We start from the raw sequence: 20549 nt of genomic DNA on the forward strand, positions 1-20549 counted from the left end.
AAAATTATTTCCCTGAGTCTTCAAAAGTTTTTGTGGATTGAGTTTGATGAAATATATTCTATATAACCACCATATCATATAAACTAAAGATGCTGTTTCAGTACATATCAAGCTATATAATGTATCACTTAAATAGGTTTATGGTACAATTGTAATAAAAAGATAAATTAAAAATATAGCAATCAGTACAATCCCCTGCATGATATTGGTTCTGCCTGTTGCCAGTGAAACAGTAATAATAAAAAGGGAAAGTCCTAAAAGTATTGTTGATTTAATATCTATTCCTAATGTCATTCTTATACCGGTTATTACTGATATGATGGCTATAGCAGGAATACTGAGTCCGATACTGGCCAAAGCAGAACCAAAAGCCAGATTTAATGAGGTTTGGATCTGATCACTTTTTGCAGCCCTGAATGCAGCCAACCCTTCAGGAAGAAGAACAATACCAGCAATAATAATACCTACAAGAGATTTGGGGCTCCCGCGGAAACCACTATATGCTCAACATCCCTTGAAAGAAGCTTTGCCAGCAAAACGACAATTCCCAGGGATAATAGTAACAATATACAACTGATATACAATTGTTTTCGCGAAATCATTTCATAATTACTTTGAACAGGCTGATTTTTGGATAGTTTGTTCTCTGGAGAAATGAAAAAGCTTTGATGTCTAAACGTTTGGATCATAGTAAATCCAAGATAAAGCCCTAAAGAAATTAAGGCAATAAAAAGCAATTGAAAGGAGGTATATTCACCTCCGAGATGACTTACCGTATAATTAGGGAGAATGAGCACAAAAATAATCACAGAGGTAAGCGTAATGAGTGCCGTACTTACCCCCTGTAGTGTAAAGCTTTGTTCCCTATATCTTAACGAACCTATCACAATACAGCTTCCAATGATTCCGGTAAGGATTATCATTACGGCAGCAAAAACCGTATCTCTGGCAAGGGTAATGGTTTCTAAGCCTTTTGCTCCCATCATAATAGAAATAATAAGTCCTACTTCTATGACCGTAATGGCAAATGCCAGAAGCAAAGTTCCAAATGGCTCTCCCAAACGATGGGCAATAACTTCGGAATGATACACCGCTGCCAAAACACTTCCCATCAAAAATAAAGCAAGAATCACAGAGTAATACCCTGATGAAAAAACAAAATTGCCAACATAAGATAACCACGCCAGAATAGGAACCAAAAACGTCCACATCCATAAATATTTTTTTATATACATAAAAGCATTAATAATTTTTACAATTGAATTGTCCTTTGGAGAAAATCACAAGATTTATATTCTCTTTTTCAAAACAGTTTCTATAAATGATTTGAAGCAGACTAAAGAGGTTATACTGGAAATATCAAATAATGAAAAAGTGAATAGATCGGAACTTAGGGTCCGGATCATCAGTTCAATGTAGTTATTCAGCAAGATACGATTAATTAATCACTTATTTGGAATTAATATAGTAGTATTTTAGGTTTGTAATCATGTCCTAAGGCTCAAAAATCTCCATTACTTCATAAATAGTCATCAAAGCAACTGTTTTTATGATCAACCGTCTTACATATTCTTAAAAAGAAGCTGGAATTTTGTAAAAGTGTGATATTAAAGAAACAATCTATAATACAATAGACTATTAAACACCCATCTTTGTATGGTAGCAATGAAGTTACACTAAAATCCAACTTATGGACACAAACCAAAACAAAGGCGACAAATTTTTCAAAACTCCTGGAGCCTGGATTGAGCAGTCAAAACAGCTGAAAGAAAAATTTTCAAAGATCTGAAGCTTGAAGAAGGGAAAGAAAAGGAAATGCTGGAGAGGATCGGAAACAGATTAAGAAAAAACCGTGAAGAAGTTCTCAATATTATCAAAGAAATCAATCTTTCATAAATTGTTTTCAAGGACAATTAAAGCCAATGAAAAGATATATCTATCAAACGCTTTCACTGGAAAAAGGGATGGAATATTAGACAGGTCTGTCTCTTTTATTTACAATACCATCTGCTTTTTTTATGTTTAAACCTACAGTTGATGAATCATAGAGAACTTGAAAAAGCGAAAGTATATATTACAAGCCAGATTGTAGATTACATTCCAAATTGTGTAGTCAGTAAAAATATACTGGAAAAACTGACATGCAATATCAGTGTTTTATCTTTTGATGACAAAGAAGGGTTATCTGAAAAGTTAATATATCCTACCTTTTCCAATAGAAAATCCAGAAGGGAAATAAATAAAAACTTCCTAAAACCTTATATTCAATATAGAGTAAGTATTCGGTTAATTCCGGCAAACCGGACATTTAATACAAGTAATCAAAAATGTGGCATGTGTAGTATGCAAAAACCTCCCCAGGGCATCGGGAGGTTAAAAAAGTGTAAAAATGAATAATAAATTATAATGATGTGTGTTAAATAAAACTTTTTTTATCGCATCAACCAGCATACCAAATTAATCACTATCTGATGAAATTATCATTATTGTGGTATATTTTATTAATTTTACATATACGACAATAATAATTAACATTGTATAATTTGTTTCGTGCGTATGCAATTTAATTAAACATACATTTACAACTCATAAATCTGTACAGTCTATAGTACATTTGACTCTCCCCTAAAAAAGGAGGGTTTTTATTATACAAAAAACTCCCAGGCATTAGGAGTAAAAATGTTTGTTGAAATATAAATTTCAAAAGCTCTAAGATACAGATTATAAGTTAGTTTCAATGGGCAGTGTCATACTTTTGCTTTAAAAAATAATGGAACTTTATAGTCTTGGGCAGCAATGTATTAGGGCAACTTGGCGTAGGAAATTATATAGACTCCTCAACCCACATCAAATAGGATTTGAGAATGATTGAAAGGAAACTTCTACAACAATATATCATAATCTTATCTTAAAAACTAACGGCACTTTATGGGCATGCGTAACAATGATTGGGTCAAAATTCAGGTGATTGGAAAAATATTGAATGTGATTACAAAACAAATTAATTCATTATGCACCTGGGGATTCAATGACAGGGATAATTAGGAAATGGAACATTTATAAATAATTTAGGTCATTGTTCAGTACTGGGAATAAAAGACACTCCTATACCATCTTTAAGTATAAGGGTATTTTCCTAACCCTGTATCAGAATACTTATACTTTTCCAAAGAAATGAAAAATATTAGAATTTATAGTGCAGGTGGCATCCTAGTTGAAGATTTAAAAAACCTTAATACTGATAAAATTAACATATCAACAATTAGTTCAGGTGTTTATTTTATTGAGGCAATTACTGTTGACGGAAAAGATGTAAAAGAAAAAGTTGTAAAAAATTAGTCGTCTGATAGAACTAAAATAAAAGGCTGTTTCTTATTTAAACAGCCTCATTTTATAAATTTACAAAAGTTGTTGCAGCATATTATCATAGCATCGCAACAAATCAAGGTGGTTATGATAAATCAACATGTATAAATGAAATTGAAAGCAGCAAATATGCTCAATATTCAGTTGGTAACAATAAATAAACAATCTCCACTTAGAGCTGGGGATTAAATTAGTAACAGCTACTACAATATTTTTTATCTATTCTTTATTCCCGAAAGTATTAACATAATAACATCCTCCTTTTTCAACAACCGTCTTACATATTCTTAAAAATAAGCTGGAATTTTGTAAAAGTGTGATATGTGCAATATTAAAGAAACAATCTGTAATACAATAGACTATTAAACACCCATCTTTGTATGGTAGCAATGAAGTTACACTAAAATCCAACTTATGGACACAAACCAAAACAAAGGCGACAAATTTTTCAAAACTCCTGGAGCCTGGGTCGAGCAGTCAAAACAACTGAAAGAAAAATTTTCAACATTAACGGACCACGATCTGAAGCTTGAAGAAGGGAAAGAAAGGGAAATGTTGGAGAGGATCGGAAACAGATTAAGAAAAAACCGTGAAGAAGTTCTCAATATTATCAAAGAAATCAATCTTTCATAAATTGTTTTCAAGGACAGTTAAAGCCAATGAAAAGACATATAACTGCAAAAAGGGATGGAATATTAGATAGTTCTGTCCCTTTTATTTACACTACCATCTGCACATTTTATGTTTAAACCCACTGCGATGAATCATAGGGAACTTGAAAAATCAAAAGTATATATTACCAGCCTGATTGTAGATTACATTCCAAATTCTGTAGTCAGTAAAAATATACTTGAAAAACTGACCGGCAGTATCAGTGTTTTATCTTTTGATGACAAAGAAGGGTTACCTGAAAAGATTTCTCCTTTCGATACTGTTGCACAGATCATTGAAGGTAAAGCTGAAATCATTATAGACGGAGCTTCTTACTTTATGGAAGAAGGTGAATGCATTATCGTTCCTGCCCATAAACGTCATTCTATAAAAGGAAATAAGCGCTTTAAGATGATATTAACAATAATAAAAAGCGGCTATGAATAATCTGAATACCATATCTATTTTAACGAAAAAGATATTTAAAAAAACAGTTGAAATTCAAAAAGAATTTCCAGAACTCTATGAGCTTCTAGACGAAACACCACTATTTTTTTCTTTACAGAGAAAAATATAACAATCAGAGATCTAAGACAGTATCTTATTTCCCTTATAATACAGCAAAAGGCCTTTGAAAAAAGGGCTATCATGAAAAATGATTTACAATAAAATTCTGATGAAAAAGTTAACTAAGCATCCAAAGAGTAAAATGGGGCTCAGAAATAAAAAAATATTTCAAGAAGATCCTATTATTCCCAGTTTACCTCGCTGTTCTATCTACGAAATACAAACATAACCTTAGAAAGAGATGCTAAAGAGATTCTAAGAATGTTAAAAGAATTACAGCAGCTTATTAACAGATCAAGATTAATGTTTAGCACATACTGCAGTTTAAGCCAGCATAACCTATGGCAATCTGTTTTAGAAGACCTGAGCAGGAACATAAAGAATATTAGAATCCAGTTTGAATATATACTGGAAAATATTATTAAAAAATAAAATCAATGCATCTATATTCTGGCAGCAAAACAAAGTCTATACAGATGAAATGGAAGTAACCCATAAAAAACTCATTCTATTGACTACTCAGATTTTACCTGAAGAAGAAAGATCATCATGGAAAGTAAATATTTGTAACTTTTACGATGAAATTTTTCTTTATTCATTCCACTTATCGGGATATGCAGGATTGAATTGGACTTTATAGAAAAATATTCGCCTAAAATCTTCAACCAAACTGCTATGGACATTATTAAAAATATTCCAAAAAATTACACACTACAGGAAGCAAAGGAATATGAAGATGAATACTTAAAAGTATTAACCAACTACAGTCATGAATTCTACAGAAAAAATAATTTTTGGAACAGTTTACTAAATATACTTTCAGGCGGCCTGTACCCATTACCATCAGAACCTACACTATCCAAAAGAGGGATCAGCAGAAAAATGAAAGATAAGCTTTCTTAATGAATCTCAACCTAAATTTTTTACTTATTAAATATTTTTATAATGAAAACAATACACCTTTTCCGCTTTAACGATTCTATTTTCCGTAAAATTCCTTTCTTCAAAGAAGAGCATAGGTTGAAAACCGATGTAATGGAAATTGATTTAATGAATATTGAAATAGTAACTGAATATATCGTGAAAACTCATGATGACTTTAGTTTTGACAATACATCAGGAAATGATCTTTTATCAATGTGCAAAAAAGCTCAAAAAACAATTGAACATTATTTTGTGATAAAACTGGATCACTATGATTTTATATGAAAAAGTTATTTAATCAAATGTTAGTATCATAATCCAAAAAGTAAGATATTGGAGGCTTCCCGTATTTTAATTTTTTTAATCTGGCTTCTTATTATAAAAAATGATATAGAAAAATTACATCCCCTGTATAGGCGGGTTTCGCATGATTCTTTATAAGAAGTTTAGCTTCCACTACTACTTTTATAGTTCCTCTGAGATCTGTCACCGATTTCACAGTGGCCTGTAGTTTTACATCAGTCTCTACAGGAACAGCCTGGCCAAATTTAAGGTTCTCAATCCCATAATTGATTTCCATTTTTACATTTCTCACCTCAGCAATTTGTTTCCAGAGATAAGGGATCAGTGATAACAGCAAATAGCCATGAGCAATAGTTGATTTAAAAGGCCCTTCTTTTTTTGCCTTTTCCTCATTAATATGGATCCACTGGTCATCTAAGGTTGCTTCTGCAAACCTGTTGATCTGCTTCTGATCTATGGTGTGCCAGTCAGAAAACCCAACCATTTGTCCTTCAAAAGACTTATACTCTCTAAAATTGTTAATGATAATCATGTTTGTCTGTCTTTTTTATTTAGACTGATTGAAATTCTTCCTTGAAAAACCTCTCACGTCGATGTGAGAGGTAAATGAACATAATGGAAAATAAAAAGTAATTTAACTTACACCAATGTTCTTTCAAACAATATACTCAAATTCCAAAGATTACTGGACTTTGAATTGTAAAAAAATATAAAAATATAATACTGAAATTGAAAATAATATTTATTTCAAACAGATGATATTAAAGCTTAATTATGCCAGTTTTACATTAACCGCATTTAAACCTTTATCACTCTTTTGTACATCGAAAACGACTTTATCATTTTCACGGATTGATCTTGAGTCTAATCCTGAAGAATGTACAAATATATCTTTACTCCCGTCTGTAGGAGAAATAAATCCGAAGCCTTTTGCTTCATTGAAAAATTTTACTGTGCCTTGTTGCATTGTAATTATTATTAAAAAATTATTTATTGTTTTCTGTAAACTCTACAGATTTTATTTATAAAATGATCTGACCGGCATTGTGAATCCTATCAGTTTTTGAATATTTTTAAGATCTAAGCGCTCATCGGTATCGCAAAATGAAATAGCAGTACCTTCCGTTCCTGCCCTTCCGGTTCTTCCGATCCTGTGGACATATGTTTCCGGAATATTGGGAAGCTCATAGTTTACTACATGAGGAAGATCATCAATATCAATTCCTCTGGCGGCAATATCTGTAGCTATCAATACTTTAATCTTACTGCTTTTAAAATCATCAAGTGCATTCTGTCTTGCGGTCTGAGATTTGTTCCCATGAATCGCTGCAGCAAAAATCCCTACTCCTTCCAATTGCTGTACCAGCTTATTGGCAACATGTTTAGTACGGGTAAAAACCAGTGAACGCCTCATATTTTCATTTTGCAATAAATCAATCAACAAACCCGTCTTATCTCTTTTTTCCACAAAATAAACGGATTGTTTCACCGTTTGTGCGGTTGAAGATACCGGAGTTACAGTAACCTTTACCGGATTATTCAGAATTGTTTCCGCAAATTTTCTTATACCTGAAGGCATTGTGGCCGAAAAAAATAAGGTCTGCCTTTTCTGGGGAATCAGCTTTAAAACTTTTTTGACATCATTGATAAACCCCATGTCCAGCATTCTGTCTGCTTCATCCAAAACAAATATTTCTATTTTAGAAAGATCAATATGTCTTTGAGTAACCAAATCCAGTAATCTGCCGGGTGTAGCCACCAGAATATCTACTCTTTTCCTAAGAGCCGCAAGCTGACCACCTGCTGAAACTCCTCCATAAATAGAAAGCTGTGATAAAGGTAAATATTTGCTGTACACAGCAAAATTCTCTTCAATCTGTATTGCCAATTCGCGGGTCGGTGTAAGTATTAATGTTCTGATCTCTTTATGATCAGGGGTATATTTTTTTAACAGCTGAAGAATAGGCATTGCAAATGCTGCCGTTTTTCCTGTACCTGTCTGGGCACATCCTATAATATCTTTTCCTGCAAGAATATGGGGTATTGCTGTATACTGTATTTCAGTTGGCTTAGAATACCCTGCTTCTGTTACAGCACGGATAATAGCATTGATTAAATTTAAACTTTTGAAACTCATCATAATGTTCGGTCTTCCTGATATTTTGTAAGCAAATTCCCTTTTCAGAATTTGAATTGGTGTATCATAATGATGAACAAAGAAATTCTTTTCTTTTCATCATTTTACTTGCTTAACTTCCGATAAATACCTGTGTAGTATTCATGAGCCTGCAATAACGTATCCTTCTAGGATGAAAAGACTTGTGGAGTGTTTTCACATTCGAAACCCGATTGATAATTGGGTGGCTGAAAAAGCAAAAACTGAAAGAAAAAATGGTGAGTTTAAACTATTACAGAATGGCAAAGGCAGAAACCTGTTTTATAAATGCATTGCAAATATACAACAAAACAATTAGGCAACAGTAAATTTAATTAACTGATTATCAAAAATATATTCGTACCTTACGCACATAAACTGAATTGTTTGCCTTTGCGGATGATTTTAAATTTTACTCCCATGCAAACTTCATTTCCCATAACTCATCCCCATTCCCAAACTACCGATCTGCATTCAGCTCCGCAGGTGACAATTGCTTACTTTATTATGATCCATCATAAACCTGATGCATTTAAAGAGATGTTTCAGAAAATTTATACAAGGGATCAGTTTTACCTTATTCATATCGACCGGAAAGCAAAAGCTGAATTTACAGAAGAAATACAATTATATCTAATACACTTCCCCAATGTGTATATTTTGGAAAGCATGAATATTGTGTCCGGAGGATTTAGTATGATTCAGGCTGAACTTAATGCGATGGAATATCTTTTGAATGTAAGTCATGACTGGGATTATTTTATCAACCTGAGTGGTGAAGACTTCCCACTCAAGTCACAAAATATTATCCGTCAATTCCTTACCGTTAATAACGGAAGAAATTATCTTTTTTATTACGACCAGAAATTTTACAGGCCTGATACACTTCAAAGGATACAAAATCATTTTACAGAGCTAACCCATAAAATATCTTCATTTATTTATAAAAGAGAATTTATGAAGGACGTTATACCTTATATTGGTGGGAAGTGGTTTATCCTTACAAGAGAAACCTGTGTATTTTTAACTAATAATAAAAGGGTAATGGATTTTGAAGATTATTACCTTCACACTCTTTTACCAGCTGAATCATTTTTCCAGACAGTACTCCTCAACACAGCCTTTAGTGATATTATTGTGAATGATGATAAAAGAGCAGTCATTGAAAAAACTTTTTTTAGTAAAGACCAATATGCTGACAACTTCATCGAAACTCTAAAATCCTCCAATAACCTTTTCATTAGAAAAATAGATGATAAAACAAATAAAAATATTCTAAAATATATTAATGACACTTATCTTCTTCCTTTACCTGAAATTAATGAAGTTGAAAGAGAACTTAAGAGAAATGATCACGACGACAAATGGTCATAAGAAAACTTTGTACACTTGTAAATAAATTAGGAACTGTACACAAGGTAGTTTCATATAAATAATTAAAATAAAAATTGATGCTGATCAAAGAGGAGCTTTTGATGAACTGTGAAGCTAAAATTGTAAATTTTACAAAGGGAAAACATGTATTTAAAGAAAATGATGACGTACTCTCTTATTTTCAAATTTCAACAGGAAGTGTGAAGATTGTCAGTGAGAAAAAGCGGGTCGTGAATTTATTCACAACATTTCTATCCAAGGTGATTGTCTAGGAGCACTTTTCCTGTTCTTAAAACATCCATATTCTGTAAGCGCCATTGCAGTGGAGAACTCTAGGATAATCAAATTGGAAAGACTGGGTTTTGATTTAATGCTAAAAGATAATCCCAAAATACTGCTAGTTTATATAGTTGTACTGCAGAAAATATGCATTGTACATACCTGATGAAAGGATTTGCATTAGAAAGCCCGTCAGAAAAAATAATTAATCTATTCAACTACTTAAAAAAATCAAAATCTCTGACTGATCCTTATCAAGTATTTCTCACCAGACAGCAAATTGCATCGCTAACAGGATTACGAGTTGAAACGGTTATAAGAACAATTAAAAAACTGCAAAATCTAGGAATACTACTGGTTATCAATAGTAAAATATTTTATTAATATATATTATTATATCTCCCTGTAACAAAAATTACTTGGTAAAAATGAAACTTTTAGTCTTCATGATTAGTAACCAAACAATATATAAAAATATTTGAGAAAACGCACATCTTACTGAAGTAATAGTATAATAAACAATGCAAGGCTTTATTTATTATATAAAAGTGTTAAGAATTATGGAATTCTCTTTTTTGACTTAAGAGCTACATTATAAGGATTTACTTTTAGAATAAATTCATAATGAAATCAGATGTTTAAAATCATTTTATCATTCTTCCTTAATCGTTATGAGAGTCCAGATCTGAAAAAAATATTTATTTTAATTAATTCTTCAAAAAATGAAACACAATAAGAATATTGCAATAAATACAAGATCCATATTCGCTTTACGAGTTAGATAATACTCTCATACAGTTTAGACTATATACTGAAGCTTTTTCAGGCAAATACAGTAGTCGTAAGATTACGATCAAGATTTTCAAATTTTGAAGATATTCGCTAATGGAAGAAGTTTAGAGATCACTAATGATAAAAGTTACAACTTCTATCCATTTTATAACCGTAAAAATAAAATTACGTACTAAAAGTATAGAAATATTTATGTAAAATAGCAGTTGGTTATAATCAATAAGCCTTCAATTAACAGAAGGCTTATTAAAATTTAACGTAATTTATGTGAACTAGTACATAATATGACGACCATAAATCTTAATAATATCTTTCTTCTCCATTTTTTTTACAGTTCTAATGACCGTTTCAACACGTAAACCTGTCAAATTCGCAATTTGCTGCCGGGTTAAAGGTACTTCATATGAATATTGTTTTTTACAACTTGAACTCTCCTTGTAATAATCCATCAAGGACTTTATTTTTGACATAGGGTCAATGGATGAGTTATTAAAAAGCATGATATATTTATAGAAAAGCCGATCGGAAAGATATGCGAAAAGGGAAAACATTAGATCTTTCCTCTCCTCTAACATCTTAAAAAATCTGACTTTCTTAACTTTATTATAGTACATTCTGTTCTAGCAATAGCATTTGTTGGATATTTCTTATCACTAAAAAGAAGTGATTCACCAAAACTCTGCCCATCCGAGAGGATATTTTGAGTAAATTCCTTTCCATCCTCATGGTAATTATTCAGTTCCACTATTCCTCTTACAATTTGGAAATAATAATAGGGACAATCTCCCAATAGATAGATAATTTCCTTTGCAGAATAGTTCTCATAAACCGCTCCATTTTCGAGCAAAAGATTTTCATCGATAATCATATTTTATTATTTTATAATGACTTTTATACGAATATCTCAGTTAAAATTGATAATACATCGATACAAATTTTAAGCCATCCACAATTAAAAAATAAATGATAACGTATTACATGTTAAAAATTAAAATATATTTTTTTTCGTAAAAATCCATCTTATAAATACTTTATTTGACTTTTGGCTTTTTTATGAAAGTATATAATTACATCATAAACCGTATGTTCAAACCATTTCTAAATAACCCACTCATTTAATCTTCACTACAATTCTCATTTTTACAACAATCTGTCATACTATGAACTTACACTTGCTAGTTGAAAACATATGGAAGATAAAAGCTTTGACAAGTATGTATCATTTTAAGATACTATATTCAAACCCCTCCCATAAGGAAGAGTTAATAATTTTCACCAAGAGCAACTATTGTGTTATTGTAACCTATTTATATTACTTTGTGATGACGTAAGAAATAACAAGATAAAAAACAATAACAGTATTTGAAGATATGCTCGTCAAGGTCACAGAAGAGGAGTATTTAATTCTACGATTCTTTCTAAATCTTCCACTAAATGTTTCGATATCTCTTCGTTTATGGGTACAAAAAACCTCTGAAATCATTTGATTTTCAGAGGTTTTTGCTTTTTAGGGTGGTCAAAAGGGTGGTTAAATATTTTTTGTAATTTAATTTAATTTTATTATATTAATTTTATATTTATAATATGTAAAAAGTAAACTAATGCCAGAAACAAATACTATTGTTCATCACTTCCATGGTTTAAGTATTTGGGAACATTTCATAAAAACAGGAAGTCCCGAAAACATTGCTTTTGTTAGTTCACATATTGAGTTTGCGATGCCCTTACTTGATAAGTACACCAATGCTTTTCCTAAATATACACTTCATAATAATAGACATCAAAAAACATTCTTAAATTAATGGGCGATCTGCTTGGGAACGATATTGAAAAATTATCACCCCTAGAGAGTGCCATGCTAATTTTGAGCACTATATATCATGATATCGGAATGGTTTATTCAGATAATGAACTACAAAATATTAGTAATGAACCTACATTTCAAATATTTCTAGAAAAATACACTCAAGCAAAACTTGAGTATGAAGAAAATAATAAAACCCCAACAAATAATTTAATAGAATGGTATTGCCGGTGGATGCATGCAACGAGAGTATGGGTATATTTAAACAAAGTTAATACTACAATTCCATTAAGATGGGAGAATATTTCAATAAAAGATAATTTAGGCTTTTTATGCGAGAGCCATAATTATAGTGTAGAAGAGATAGTTTCAAAATTAAATATCTTCAAGAACGACTATTTAGGTAAATGCGACCTTGTTTTTTGTGCAATATTATTAAGGCTTGCAGATATTCTTGATTTTGATAATAGCAGAACTCCCAAAAGTGTATATGAGTTTTTAGAGCTAGGGCACCCTAAAAACAAATTAGATGGATTTAGTAAAATTGAGTGGGAAAAGCATTTAAATTCAAATGGTTTTGAATTTATACGAGAAAATGATAATTTAAAAGTCATTTTTAGTGCTACTACTCCACACCCTAGTATCGAAATTGCAATTAGAAGCTTTATTCAAAACATAAATTCAGAACTTATTGCTTGTCAAAAACTTCAAAAACATTGTTCAAAAAATGGAAAGAACATATTTTTCCTGATGCAATTGATATTGAAAATTTGACCTCAGAAAATTATCAATCCGGAAATTATCATTTTAGTCTTTCTGAAGAAAAAATATTGAATTTATTAACTGGTGATGAATTTTATAATGATGATTTTATCTTTATAAGAGAGTTATTACAAAATGCTATCGATACAAGTCGTCATAGAGAATTTGTTGAAAAAGTAACGAATCCGAAATTTAAAGCTGAACCTATAAAAGTTTCATTTTTTACCGATAAACAAGGCTTTCAATGGATAAGGATTGATGACTTTGGAATGGGAATGAATGAAGAAATTATAACTAATCATTTATTAAAAAAAGGCGAATCTTATTATAACTCCGATAAATTTAAATTAGAAAAAATTAATCTAAACAAACGAATCAATAAAGATTTTGTCCCTATCAGTAGATTTGGTATTGGATTATTGTCTTGCTTTCTAGCAGGAGATAGAATTGAGATCAGTACTAAATATTACTTACAACAAAATGTTGCCATAAGATTAGGTATTGAAGGACGAAACTCATCTTATATTCTCCAAACTAATAATAAGAACCATGTTCCACAATCAATGCCGAATCAATCATATAGTGAAGAAGGATATCGCAACGATGCAGGAACTTCTATTGCTGTAAGAATAACTACAAATAAAGAATTTATTGGCTTTGATATTAAAAAGGAATTAGAAAAATTTATTTTATGCTCCCCAATTCCAATATTATTTGAAGGATATATGGTAGGAGGAGAACTTAGCGATCTAATAAATAAGCCCTGGGCGAAAAATGAGGTAATTTCAATTGATAAAGCATTTGTCAAAAAAGTTGAAGAATCACTTAAAGTTAATTTTGTAAATGGTATAAATATTAATATTGAGTATATCAATTTGGCAGACGAAGCCTTTTCTGAAAATCTAAAGGGCCAACTCATAGTACTCGCAGTAGATTCAAAATATACTTCAAATCAACATATACAGACATTATTTAAAGATGATCTATCAATTTACTTTCGTTATGATAATAATAGATTAATGTTGACACTCTTTAGGAGAGAAGAAAGTAAGTCATCTGGAAGAAGTGTTGAAATTAAAGAAGTGTTAGATATCAGTTATATTTTGGATAAATTAAATCTTCCCAATATTTTAACATTTAGTAAAGAGAGAAAAGAATTTAAACAAGGGATTTATCTAAGCCATAATGGTATAGTAATTAATGATTCTAAAAATATTTTTTCAATAGATCGTTATAACTTTAATACTAGAGGAAAATTTTATGGGCACTCTAATAAAACTTTTGTTTATTTTGGGGTTTTTTACTTTCAAGACAACTTATTGCCCGAACTAACTGTATCTAGAAATGACATTAAAAAACTTCCATATTCATTAATGGCAAATCTTAGCTTCTCTCTTGAAAGGCTTAATAAATATGTCGACGAATCACACAAATTTTGTTTTTTTGAAGAAAAAATAGTTATTACACTTCTTCTGATGTGCATTTATCTGGCTTTTATAATGAAAATAAAAAATTTCTTGATGATTTTATAAAGATTGATACTATTGATGGTATCTTATCCATAAATGAACTTGCAGAAAAAGTACTAACTACTAAAACGGAGTTTACAATATTTAGGAACGAATATAGAAGCGAATTTTATAATATTTTAGTGTGTTATGCACTTGAACAAAATTTTCAGATTTCAGTAAGTTTTGAAGATTCAAATAATCGTGAAAAATATTATATTGATAAAAAATTACAAGATTTCCCTCGAGAACTACAAATGTTTTCACCATTCATATTTTTAAACTTTGATAATAATTCTGAGAAGCTTAATATTAATCAAATGTTAAATATAAATCATCCCTATATCAAATGGTATATAAAAGCATTTGACTTACTTGTAAATGAATATTTTTATTATTCACAACAATTAATATTTATTGCTATTAATAAAGAATTTAATGACAAAGTAGAAAAAATTAAACAAATACTGAATCGCCTTGAAGCAGTTCTACCACATGATTTAAAACCATCTAAAAATATTAATATCACAAAACAAGATTTTGGTGCTATTCGATAAAAAAACACTCCTATTTAATGCTAAAATAGGAGTGTTTTTTATTGAATTTTAAGTTTATTTTTAATTTCATCAACCAAACCTAAAATCTTATTATCATCTAAAAAATCGTTAACCATAATTAAAATATTTTTTTCTCTTATCGTCGGAGGGACTCTTCTGAAAAACTTCAGACTTATATATTCTGCAATGTTTTCAATATCGTCAACTTTCAAATTAAATCTTCCGCTATCAACAATTTTTGTTGTATCAAAGTATTCAACAATATCGTGTATGTACAAAATTTTATCTTGATCAATAGAATCTATGACTTTTCTTGCAGCGACTTGTTGACGTATATTCTTTTCAGCAATAAATAAATAATTAGGAGAAATTGAAACAAGTGATTTTATTAATTTCTCTGAATAAAATAGTCCCACAGATATTACATCTAATGCTTTATATCCAAAATTATTAAATTTTCCGCCTATAAGTTCAAAGAAAAGTTCTTCTGTTTTTCCTTCAACATAAATGGTTAAAGTATCTATATTTTTCGACTTTTTTAAAGCTGCTTCTAATTCCGGATAATGTTTGTCAATACCTGTTGTATTCGATATTCTTGGAAACAAAGGAATCCATCCATGCGCTTGATGCCATATACTATTGATTGTTGTATTGGGAGTATTATAATAAAATGCTATAAGTGTACCAGCACCTTTATATCCCAATCCTTTATATTTTGAAAATTTTTCAAAATACTCTTTTCTTTCAGAATAAGAAAGTCCATCATAAAAAGCCGAGTCTAAAGATAGTACAGTGTCATCGTCATCATACTCTAACGCAGAGAAAACATCTGCAAGTTGTATTTCTTCAACTTTCTTAATACCAGTTTTAAATCCAATAGCAGTTAAAATAAATATATTTTTCACTCCAAGTGGCAGTACTCTTTCAGCAATATTTTTCAATTCGTTAGATGACTGTTCACCCGTCCCAATTATATCATCCACCAAAACTAAATTCTCAATTTTACCATTTTCTATATATTTAATACTCTCATCATCTAAAAAATTTGCTGATGCAAGTTCATTAATTAACCTAAAATTGTACGATATCATCGCTCCACTTTTACTGGCACCTCCTATCGACGCAAACATTGTATTCTTTACTGATATATTAATTTGTTTATTTCTAGCTTGGCGATTGAGTTTTGAATAAGAAATAGACAATGCTGAATTTAATTCTTCAGGTCCAATAACATTTAAGTTCTTTAAAATTCGAAAAGCAAAATCAAAATCTTCATTATCAAACTGAAGTATCCAATTTATAACTTCTTCTAAACTCTTTTTTATTGGCCATTTTGTAATAATATTATCGATATCAAGGATTTTATTTTCAATTTCTATAGGATATTTCATCTTTCATGATTTAATTTTCTAATATAATTAAAATTAAACATATAGTTTTGTATTATTATAAAAGTGAAATTTTGAGCACATATATATGTAATGACAACTCTTTTAAATAAACGAATCTGAGAAAGTAACAACTGAAAAATTTATTTTAAAAGATTTATCTATCATAAAAATTTATTATCATGAATCAGTATCTTAAAGAGTTATATTCTGCATTTAGAGAAGTTGGTATTGAAAACTACTATTGGAATGCTATCAGTAAAAACGGCGAAAATTACATTCAAGAAGCAGAAAATAACTTTTCAACAGAAATTATTGGCAACTTTAGAAACATAATGAGACTTCCTCAAAATCAAGCTCGTTATAATAATTTAAAGTGCCATTTTGATATTTTGAAAGCTAGAGTTAATCTTATTCGTCCAGATATTGTTCTTCATGAAAGCACTGATAATAAAAACAAACAGATTTTTTATTGTGAAGTAAAAATAGATTCATACTGTAATCTAAAAGAGGATTTAGAGAAATTAATAGTTGCAGTGTCTGACGACTTAAGTTTTGAAAATGCTATTATGATTGTTGCAAATAGAACTTTAGTATCAACCATAAAACAGATTAGAAATTATATGCAAAATGAATCTGCCACTCATCTAAAAAAATTTATTTATTTCATGCTAAACCCAAGGATGACCAAATTACATTTACTGTAATAAATTTTTTAACACTATTTCAAAATCAAGTGTAACAACAGATAAACATAGCAAATTATTAAAACAGACTATAAATCAAAATTAAAACATTCAATCTATTCGACATTTGTTGTAAGCTCAGTATTTAATTTGATAATTTGAAGTTTTTAAAAGAGGCATAAAAATAATTGTTTTTGTATATTTGGTATTAGGAAGCTTTATTTAAAATGTGGATAAAAGAAAGACCAAAACAGTTAGTTAGATCAGGGAGAACAGAGGCAAATTTTTTATTTAATAAAGATAAAGTCTACATAATGGATAACCATCTTTGTGCAGCTTGGTGCTGGCTACAGAAAACAGATATCACCAAGATTTATGATTTTGTACATATTGATAGGCATAATGACTTGTTATATCCAATTCCATCAATTAAATCAGATTTACTTAAAGACAATATTGATCTTAGACAAATTACATTTGATGAATATCTTAAACTAACTGAAAATCATCCAGAGGAACCAAATATGAAAGTCCCTCTATTTCGTTGGGACAATTACATTTTAAATTTAGAGGAAGTTTATCCTAATTATTTTGGAAAAACGTATTTTATTACCAAAGAAGCTTATCCAAGTAGCGAGTTTATTGATTACGAATCTACTATCGAAGAATTTCTTAGCAGTTTTAATTTTTGGATTAAAAACTCAAAAAATGGCTTGATTGTTAATTTGGATATTGATTATTTCTACTCTCAACATAAAGATCTTTACAAGATTTATTCTGATGAACTTATAAGAAATGTTGCAAACGTTTTGTTGGAAAATATAAATAAAATAGATGTTCTTACAATTGCTCTAAGTCCTGAATGTTGTGGAGGGTGGGAAAATTCTTTTGAAGTACTAAAAATTATCAATGGTATAATGAATTTAGATATGGAAATCTAAGATTATATATTTACTACTATCATTTAAACTAATCAACACAAATTTTTCTCTAATACTTAAATTTAAATTGTAAGTAGTTTAAAATCGCAATTAATATACTAATATGATTAATTTGTATATTTGGTGAAAACAATAACTACAATAACTTAATGACAGAACTTCATCTTGATCTTACTTTAGATAAGTTAAATGGTCCACCGAAAGAGCATATAAAAGTTCATAATTATTGGGCTGCTGTTGGACTTGACCGCTATCATAAAGACTCTAAAGCTGAATTTGAATTTACCATTGATGGAAAATCTATTAAGAACATTGTTACTTGGGACTCAAAATTTTCAAAAGTGACAATGAAAGAGGATAAAGACATTGCTAATCATGGTGGTGTTGCGTTAGCCTGGTTTGTTATGTCAGTTATAATGGATTACAAATACGTAGAGCAAACTGAAATTGGTGATGGTGTTGATTATAGATTTTCCAAGAACGAACCTGATGATGATGATTTAAATTTTCTTGATGAAGAATATCATTATGTTGAAATATCTGGTATTTTGGAGGAAAACAAGTCAAACACCTTAGTAAATCGAATAAAAAAGAAACACGAACAAATTAATAGAGGTTCAAAAAAAGACCAAGCATCATCTGTAGTTGTCACACTTTTTGCTAAACCAACAACCGTAAAAGAAATTCATAAATGAAACCAAAGTTACAACATAGAGAAGCTATGGATTACTCATTTAAAGCAAAACAAGCTTTAGACGAAGGTGACTTGGATGCTTCATTAGAACTTTATAAAACGGCTGCAAGGTTAGAGGGCGAAGTTGCTAACTTTTACTTTGACAAACCTGACCTTGAACCTACAAGAAGTATATTGATTAGAAGCGCAGCGTTTTTAAATTTAAAGGCTGGAGAAGTGGAAGAAGCTCAAAAATTTATATTTTTTGGATTAACAAATAGTGCTGACGAAGATGTTAAGCAACAATTGTATGATGCATTAGAAATTTTAGTTTCTTTAAAGAATATAAATCCTATAGGGCAGAAAAAAGAACTTTCCTACTTAAATGTTCTACGACAAAACAGTACGCACTATACTTTAGAACCAACGAACCTCATATTTGGTCATTCAGTTACTTTAGAAATGATTAAAGATTTTACGGATAATTACTTGAAATCTTTGAAGGCTTATGCATTAACAAAGGTAAAACGCTTAGCTAAATTCCGAGATGATAATTTGAGTGAATTACAAAAGGAAATCGACAGGATCATCAACCCTATAGTTACACATTCAAGTTATGGAAGTTTTAGATTTTCAATTGCTAATGATTGGATGAAAAGAAATGATGAAGAAACGGAGATCGTTAATTTAAAGTCAAATATTGTGAAAACATTCCATAATGAGATTTTCATTAATCCTCTTGGTCAACAAGAAATTAATGAGATTAAAGAAGAGTTTTCAGAGGAAGAAATTAATGAAATATTTAGACCATTAGCTAAAATCAAGTCAAATAATTCAGGTTACAGCATTGGAGTATATGATACAGAATCATTTTCAAAAAATACATTCCTAAAATTGTTAATAAACAAAAAAAGAATTACTTACTACGAAAACATTATCTCAAGAAGATATAGGTGAACTTGTAACTACAATTGCTCATAAACGTGTATCTGAAAAGGGCAAAGTTTCAAAGAAAACAATTAGATCTGAAGAATTCAAAAAATATGAAACAAATTTCAAGTTAAAGGAAATTTTACCAAAAGACAAATCTTCAATAATACTATCTGAGGAAATTTTAATTGATATGATATTTGATTCAAATATCGGTTTTACATTTTCATTTGATGATTTCAAAATATCATATACTGATATTGAATATCAGAAAGCACTTGATGGTTTTAATAATAGTTTTTATTCTAAAATAATATCACTGATTAAGAAAACTGATTTAAACCCAGATGAAAGTAGTGATTTACAAATAATTAGTAAATACATTGGAAATATTGATGCCTTGAGGTAATAAGTTTTTTTCAAAATTTACATAATAGCTCTATGCAAAAACAATTGTACTATCCTTAAATAGTAAGACAACCTTTATTATTCATTAAGTTAAGCTTTTAATAAATAGTAAGCATTAAATACTTAACAATCATTCAAAAGTTGTTTTTTTAAAAAATATGCTTACTTTTAACAACGAAAAAACAGGGTAAAGAAAATCTGAACAGCTTATTAAGCAGGGTTTTAAAAATCTGAACAGTTTTTTCATTTTGAGTTAGAATAAACTCGTAAAAATCCATCTCTGAAATTTTAGAGATGGATTTTTGAATTAGTATATTTTTATAGTTGATATCTCTTATTATGTAGATCTGATAAATAATACTGTCTTATTTTATTTCCTAATAGTAATTTTTTTAATCTCATTCTCCTTTTTACAATTATAGCAACATAGCTTATTCTGAAAACATTTAATAAATTATGATACTTTTTAAGCTGCTTTTCT

Annotated in this window: 24 protein-coding genes and 1 pseudogene; 17 read left to right on the top strand and 8 right to left on the bottom strand. The window is 29.7% G+C overall.

Going from position 1 to position 20549, the window contains the following annotated elements; all coding sequences use genetic code 11:
* Positions 1 to 138: 138 nt before the first annotated feature.
* Together OWR28_RS06045 and OWR28_RS06050 are read right to left on the bottom strand one after the other, a co-directional pair.
* A complete protein-coding gene (locus OWR28_RS06045) occupies positions 139 to 426 on the bottom strand; it encodes a calcium:cation antiporter family protein (RefSeq protein ID WP_332385890.1) in 288 nt (95 codons plus the stop codon).
* A gap of 38 nt (positions 427 to 464) precedes the next feature.
* Entirely contained in the window at positions 465 to 1211 is a 747-nt protein-coding gene (locus tag OWR28_RS06050) for a calcium:cation antiporter family protein (RefSeq protein WP_332385891.1), read from the bottom strand.
* Between the two features lie 826 nt (positions 1212 to 2037).
* Between OWR28_RS06050 and OWR28_RS06055 the strand changes: the two genes are divergently transcribed.
* The 6 genes and pseudogenes from OWR28_RS06055 (at position 2038) to OWR28_RS06080 (ending at position 5793) form a co-directional block, all read left to right on the top strand.
* Positions 2038 to 2397 (top strand): hypothetical protein, encoded by a 360-nt coding sequence (locus tag OWR28_RS06055; RefSeq protein WP_332385892.1) that lies wholly within the window; start codon positions 2038 to 2040, stop codon positions 2395 to 2397.
* A gap of 747 nt (positions 2398 to 3144) precedes the next feature.
* A pseudogene (locus tag OWR28_RS06060) lies at positions 3145 to 3339 on the top strand (T9SS type A sorting domain-containing protein); the annotation flags it as partial.
* 441 nt (positions 3340 to 3780) lie between these two features.
* A complete protein-coding gene (locus OWR28_RS06065; RefSeq protein ID WP_332385893.1) occupies positions 3781 to 3999 on the top strand; it encodes a hypothetical protein in 219 nt (72 codons plus the stop codon).
* 126 nt (positions 4000 to 4125) lie between these two features.
* Positions 4126 to 4464 (top strand): cupin domain-containing protein, encoded by a 339-nt coding sequence (locus OWR28_RS06070; RefSeq protein ID WP_332385894.1) that lies wholly within the window; start codon positions 4126 to 4128, stop codon positions 4462 to 4464.
* A gap of 747 nt (positions 4465 to 5211) precedes the next feature.
* Entirely contained in the window at positions 5212 to 5487 is a 276-nt protein-coding gene (locus tag OWR28_RS06075) for a hypothetical protein (RefSeq protein ID WP_332385895.1), read from the top strand.
* A 42-nt stretch (positions 5488 to 5529) separates the two neighbouring features.
* Positions 5530 to 5793, top strand: coding sequence for a hypothetical protein (locus OWR28_RS06080; protein ID WP_002980987.1), 264 nt, complete (start codon positions 5530 to 5532; stop codon positions 5791 to 5793).
* A gap of 91 nt (positions 5794 to 5884) precedes the next feature.
* On the opposite strand, the gene OWR28_RS06085 is transcribed toward OWR28_RS06080, so the two are convergent.
* The 3 genes from OWR28_RS06085 to OWR28_RS06095 all read right to left on the bottom strand — a co-directional run bounded on the left by OWR28_RS06085 (position 5885) and on the right by OWR28_RS06095 (position 7948).
* A complete protein-coding gene (locus OWR28_RS06085) occupies positions 5885 to 6343 on the bottom strand; it encodes a MaoC family dehydratase (protein WP_332385896.1) in 459 nt (152 codons plus the stop codon).
* 240 nt (positions 6344 to 6583) lie between these two features.
* Complete coding sequence (locus tag OWR28_RS06090; protein ID WP_002980989.1) at positions 6584 to 6778, bottom strand: cold-shock protein; 195 nt, start codon at positions 6776 to 6778, stop codon at positions 6584 to 6586.
* A 51-nt stretch (positions 6779 to 6829) separates the two neighbouring features.
* Positions 6830 to 7948 (bottom strand): DEAD/DEAH box helicase, encoded by a 1119-nt coding sequence (locus OWR28_RS06095; RefSeq protein WP_332386337.1) that lies wholly within the window; start codon positions 7946 to 7948, stop codon positions 6830 to 6832.
* Positions 7949 to 8386: 438 nt separating this feature from the next.
* On the opposite strand from OWR28_RS06095, the gene OWR28_RS06100 reads away from it, so the two are divergent.
* The 3 genes from OWR28_RS06100 to OWR28_RS06110 all read left to right on the top strand — a co-directional run bounded on the left by OWR28_RS06100 (position 8387) and on the right by OWR28_RS06110 (position 10003).
* On the top strand, positions 8387 to 9340 hold the full coding sequence (locus tag OWR28_RS06100) for a beta-1,6-N-acetylglucosaminyltransferase (protein WP_332385897.1): 954 nt from the start codon (positions 8387 to 8389) through the stop codon (positions 9338 to 9340).
* A 283-nt stretch (positions 9341 to 9623) separates the two neighbouring features.
* Positions 9624 to 9785: a hypothetical protein gene (locus tag OWR28_RS06105; protein WP_332386338.1), complete on the top strand. Its 162-nt coding sequence runs from the start codon at positions 9624 to 9626 to the stop codon at positions 9783 to 9785.
* Positions 9785 to 10003 (top strand): helix-turn-helix domain-containing protein, encoded by a 219-nt coding sequence (locus OWR28_RS06110; protein ID WP_332385898.1) that lies wholly within the window; start codon positions 9785 to 9787, stop codon positions 10001 to 10003. The genes OWR28_RS06105 and OWR28_RS06110 overlap by 1 nt, the downstream gene beginning before the upstream one ends.
* 680 nt (positions 10004 to 10683) lie before the next feature.
* Here the strand turns inward: OWR28_RS06110 and OWR28_RS06115 are convergent.
* Positions 10684 to 11025 carry a helix-turn-helix domain-containing protein gene (locus OWR28_RS06115; protein WP_332385899.1) on the bottom strand — a complete coding sequence of 114 codons (342 nt, stop codon included), beginning with the start codon at positions 11023 to 11025 and terminating at the stop codon, positions 10684 to 10686.
* Positions 10980 to 11279: a cyclic nucleotide-binding domain-containing protein gene (locus OWR28_RS06120; protein ID WP_332385900.1), complete on the bottom strand. Its 300-nt coding sequence runs from the start codon at positions 11277 to 11279 to the stop codon at positions 10980 to 10982. The genes OWR28_RS06115 and OWR28_RS06120 overlap by 46 nt, the downstream gene beginning before the upstream one ends.
* A gap of 921 nt (positions 11280 to 12200) precedes the next feature.
* Between OWR28_RS06120 and OWR28_RS06125 the strand changes: the two genes are divergently transcribed.
* From OWR28_RS06125 to OWR28_RS06135, 3 genes are read left to right on the top strand one after another with little or no spacing between them, the layout of a single operon-like run.
* Positions 12201 to 12989: an HD domain-containing protein gene (locus OWR28_RS06125; protein ID WP_494168445.1), complete on the top strand. Its 789-nt coding sequence runs from the start codon at positions 12201 to 12203 to the stop codon at positions 12987 to 12989.
* Positions 12911 to 14509 carry a hypothetical protein gene (locus tag OWR28_RS06130; protein ID WP_332385902.1) on the top strand — a complete coding sequence of 533 codons (1599 nt, stop codon included), beginning with the start codon at positions 12911 to 12913 and terminating at the stop codon, positions 14507 to 14509. Before OWR28_RS06125 ends, OWR28_RS06130 begins: the two co-directional genes overlap by 79 nt.
* Positions 14455 to 15042 carry a hypothetical protein gene (locus tag OWR28_RS06135; protein ID WP_332385903.1) on the top strand — a complete coding sequence of 196 codons (588 nt, stop codon included), beginning with the start codon at positions 14455 to 14457 and terminating at the stop codon, positions 15040 to 15042. Before OWR28_RS06130 ends, OWR28_RS06135 begins: the two co-directional genes overlap by 55 nt.
* A 38-nt stretch (positions 15043 to 15080) precedes the next feature.
* On the opposite strand, the gene OWR28_RS06140 is transcribed toward OWR28_RS06135, so the two are convergent.
* Complete coding sequence (locus OWR28_RS06140; protein WP_332385904.1) at positions 15081 to 16433, bottom strand: phosphoribosyltransferase; 1353 nt, start codon at positions 16431 to 16433, stop codon at positions 15081 to 15083.
* 179 nt (positions 16434 to 16612) lie between these two features.
* On the opposite strand from OWR28_RS06140, the gene OWR28_RS06145 reads away from it, so the two are divergent.
* The 5 genes from OWR28_RS06145 to OWR28_RS06165 all read left to right on the top strand — a co-directional run bounded on the left by OWR28_RS06145 (position 16613) and on the right by OWR28_RS06165 (position 20069).
* On the top strand, positions 16613 to 17137 hold the full coding sequence (locus OWR28_RS06145) for a hypothetical protein (protein WP_332385905.1): 525 nt from the start codon (positions 16613 to 16615) through the stop codon (positions 17135 to 17137).
* Positions 17138 to 17343: 206 nt separating this feature from the next.
* Positions 17344 to 18057 carry a hypothetical protein gene (locus OWR28_RS06150; RefSeq protein WP_332385906.1) on the top strand — a complete coding sequence of 238 codons (714 nt, stop codon included), beginning with the start codon at positions 17344 to 17346 and terminating at the stop codon, positions 18055 to 18057.
* Positions 18058 to 18206: 149 nt separating this feature from the next.
* Positions 18207 to 18752, top strand: coding sequence for a hypothetical protein (locus tag OWR28_RS06155; RefSeq protein WP_332385907.1), 546 nt, complete (start codon positions 18207 to 18209; stop codon positions 18750 to 18752).
* Positions 18749 to 19687 (top strand): hypothetical protein, encoded by a 939-nt coding sequence (locus tag OWR28_RS06160; RefSeq protein WP_332385908.1) that lies wholly within the window; start codon positions 18749 to 18751, stop codon positions 19685 to 19687. The genes OWR28_RS06155 and OWR28_RS06160 overlap by 4 nt, the downstream gene beginning before the upstream one ends.
* 166 nt (positions 19688 to 19853) lie before the next feature.
* The gene (locus OWR28_RS06165) at positions 19854 to 20069 is read left to right on the top strand and encodes a hypothetical protein (protein ID WP_332385909.1); all 216 of its coding nucleotides are present in this window, start codon (positions 19854 to 19856) and stop codon (positions 20067 to 20069) included.
* The last annotated feature ends 480 nt before the right edge of the window (positions 20070 to 20549 follow it).

The organism is Chryseobacterium sp. 1B4 (assembly GCF_036631475.1).
Classification (GTDB): Bacteria; Bacteroidota; Bacteroidia; order Flavobacteriales; family Weeksellaceae; genus Chryseobacterium.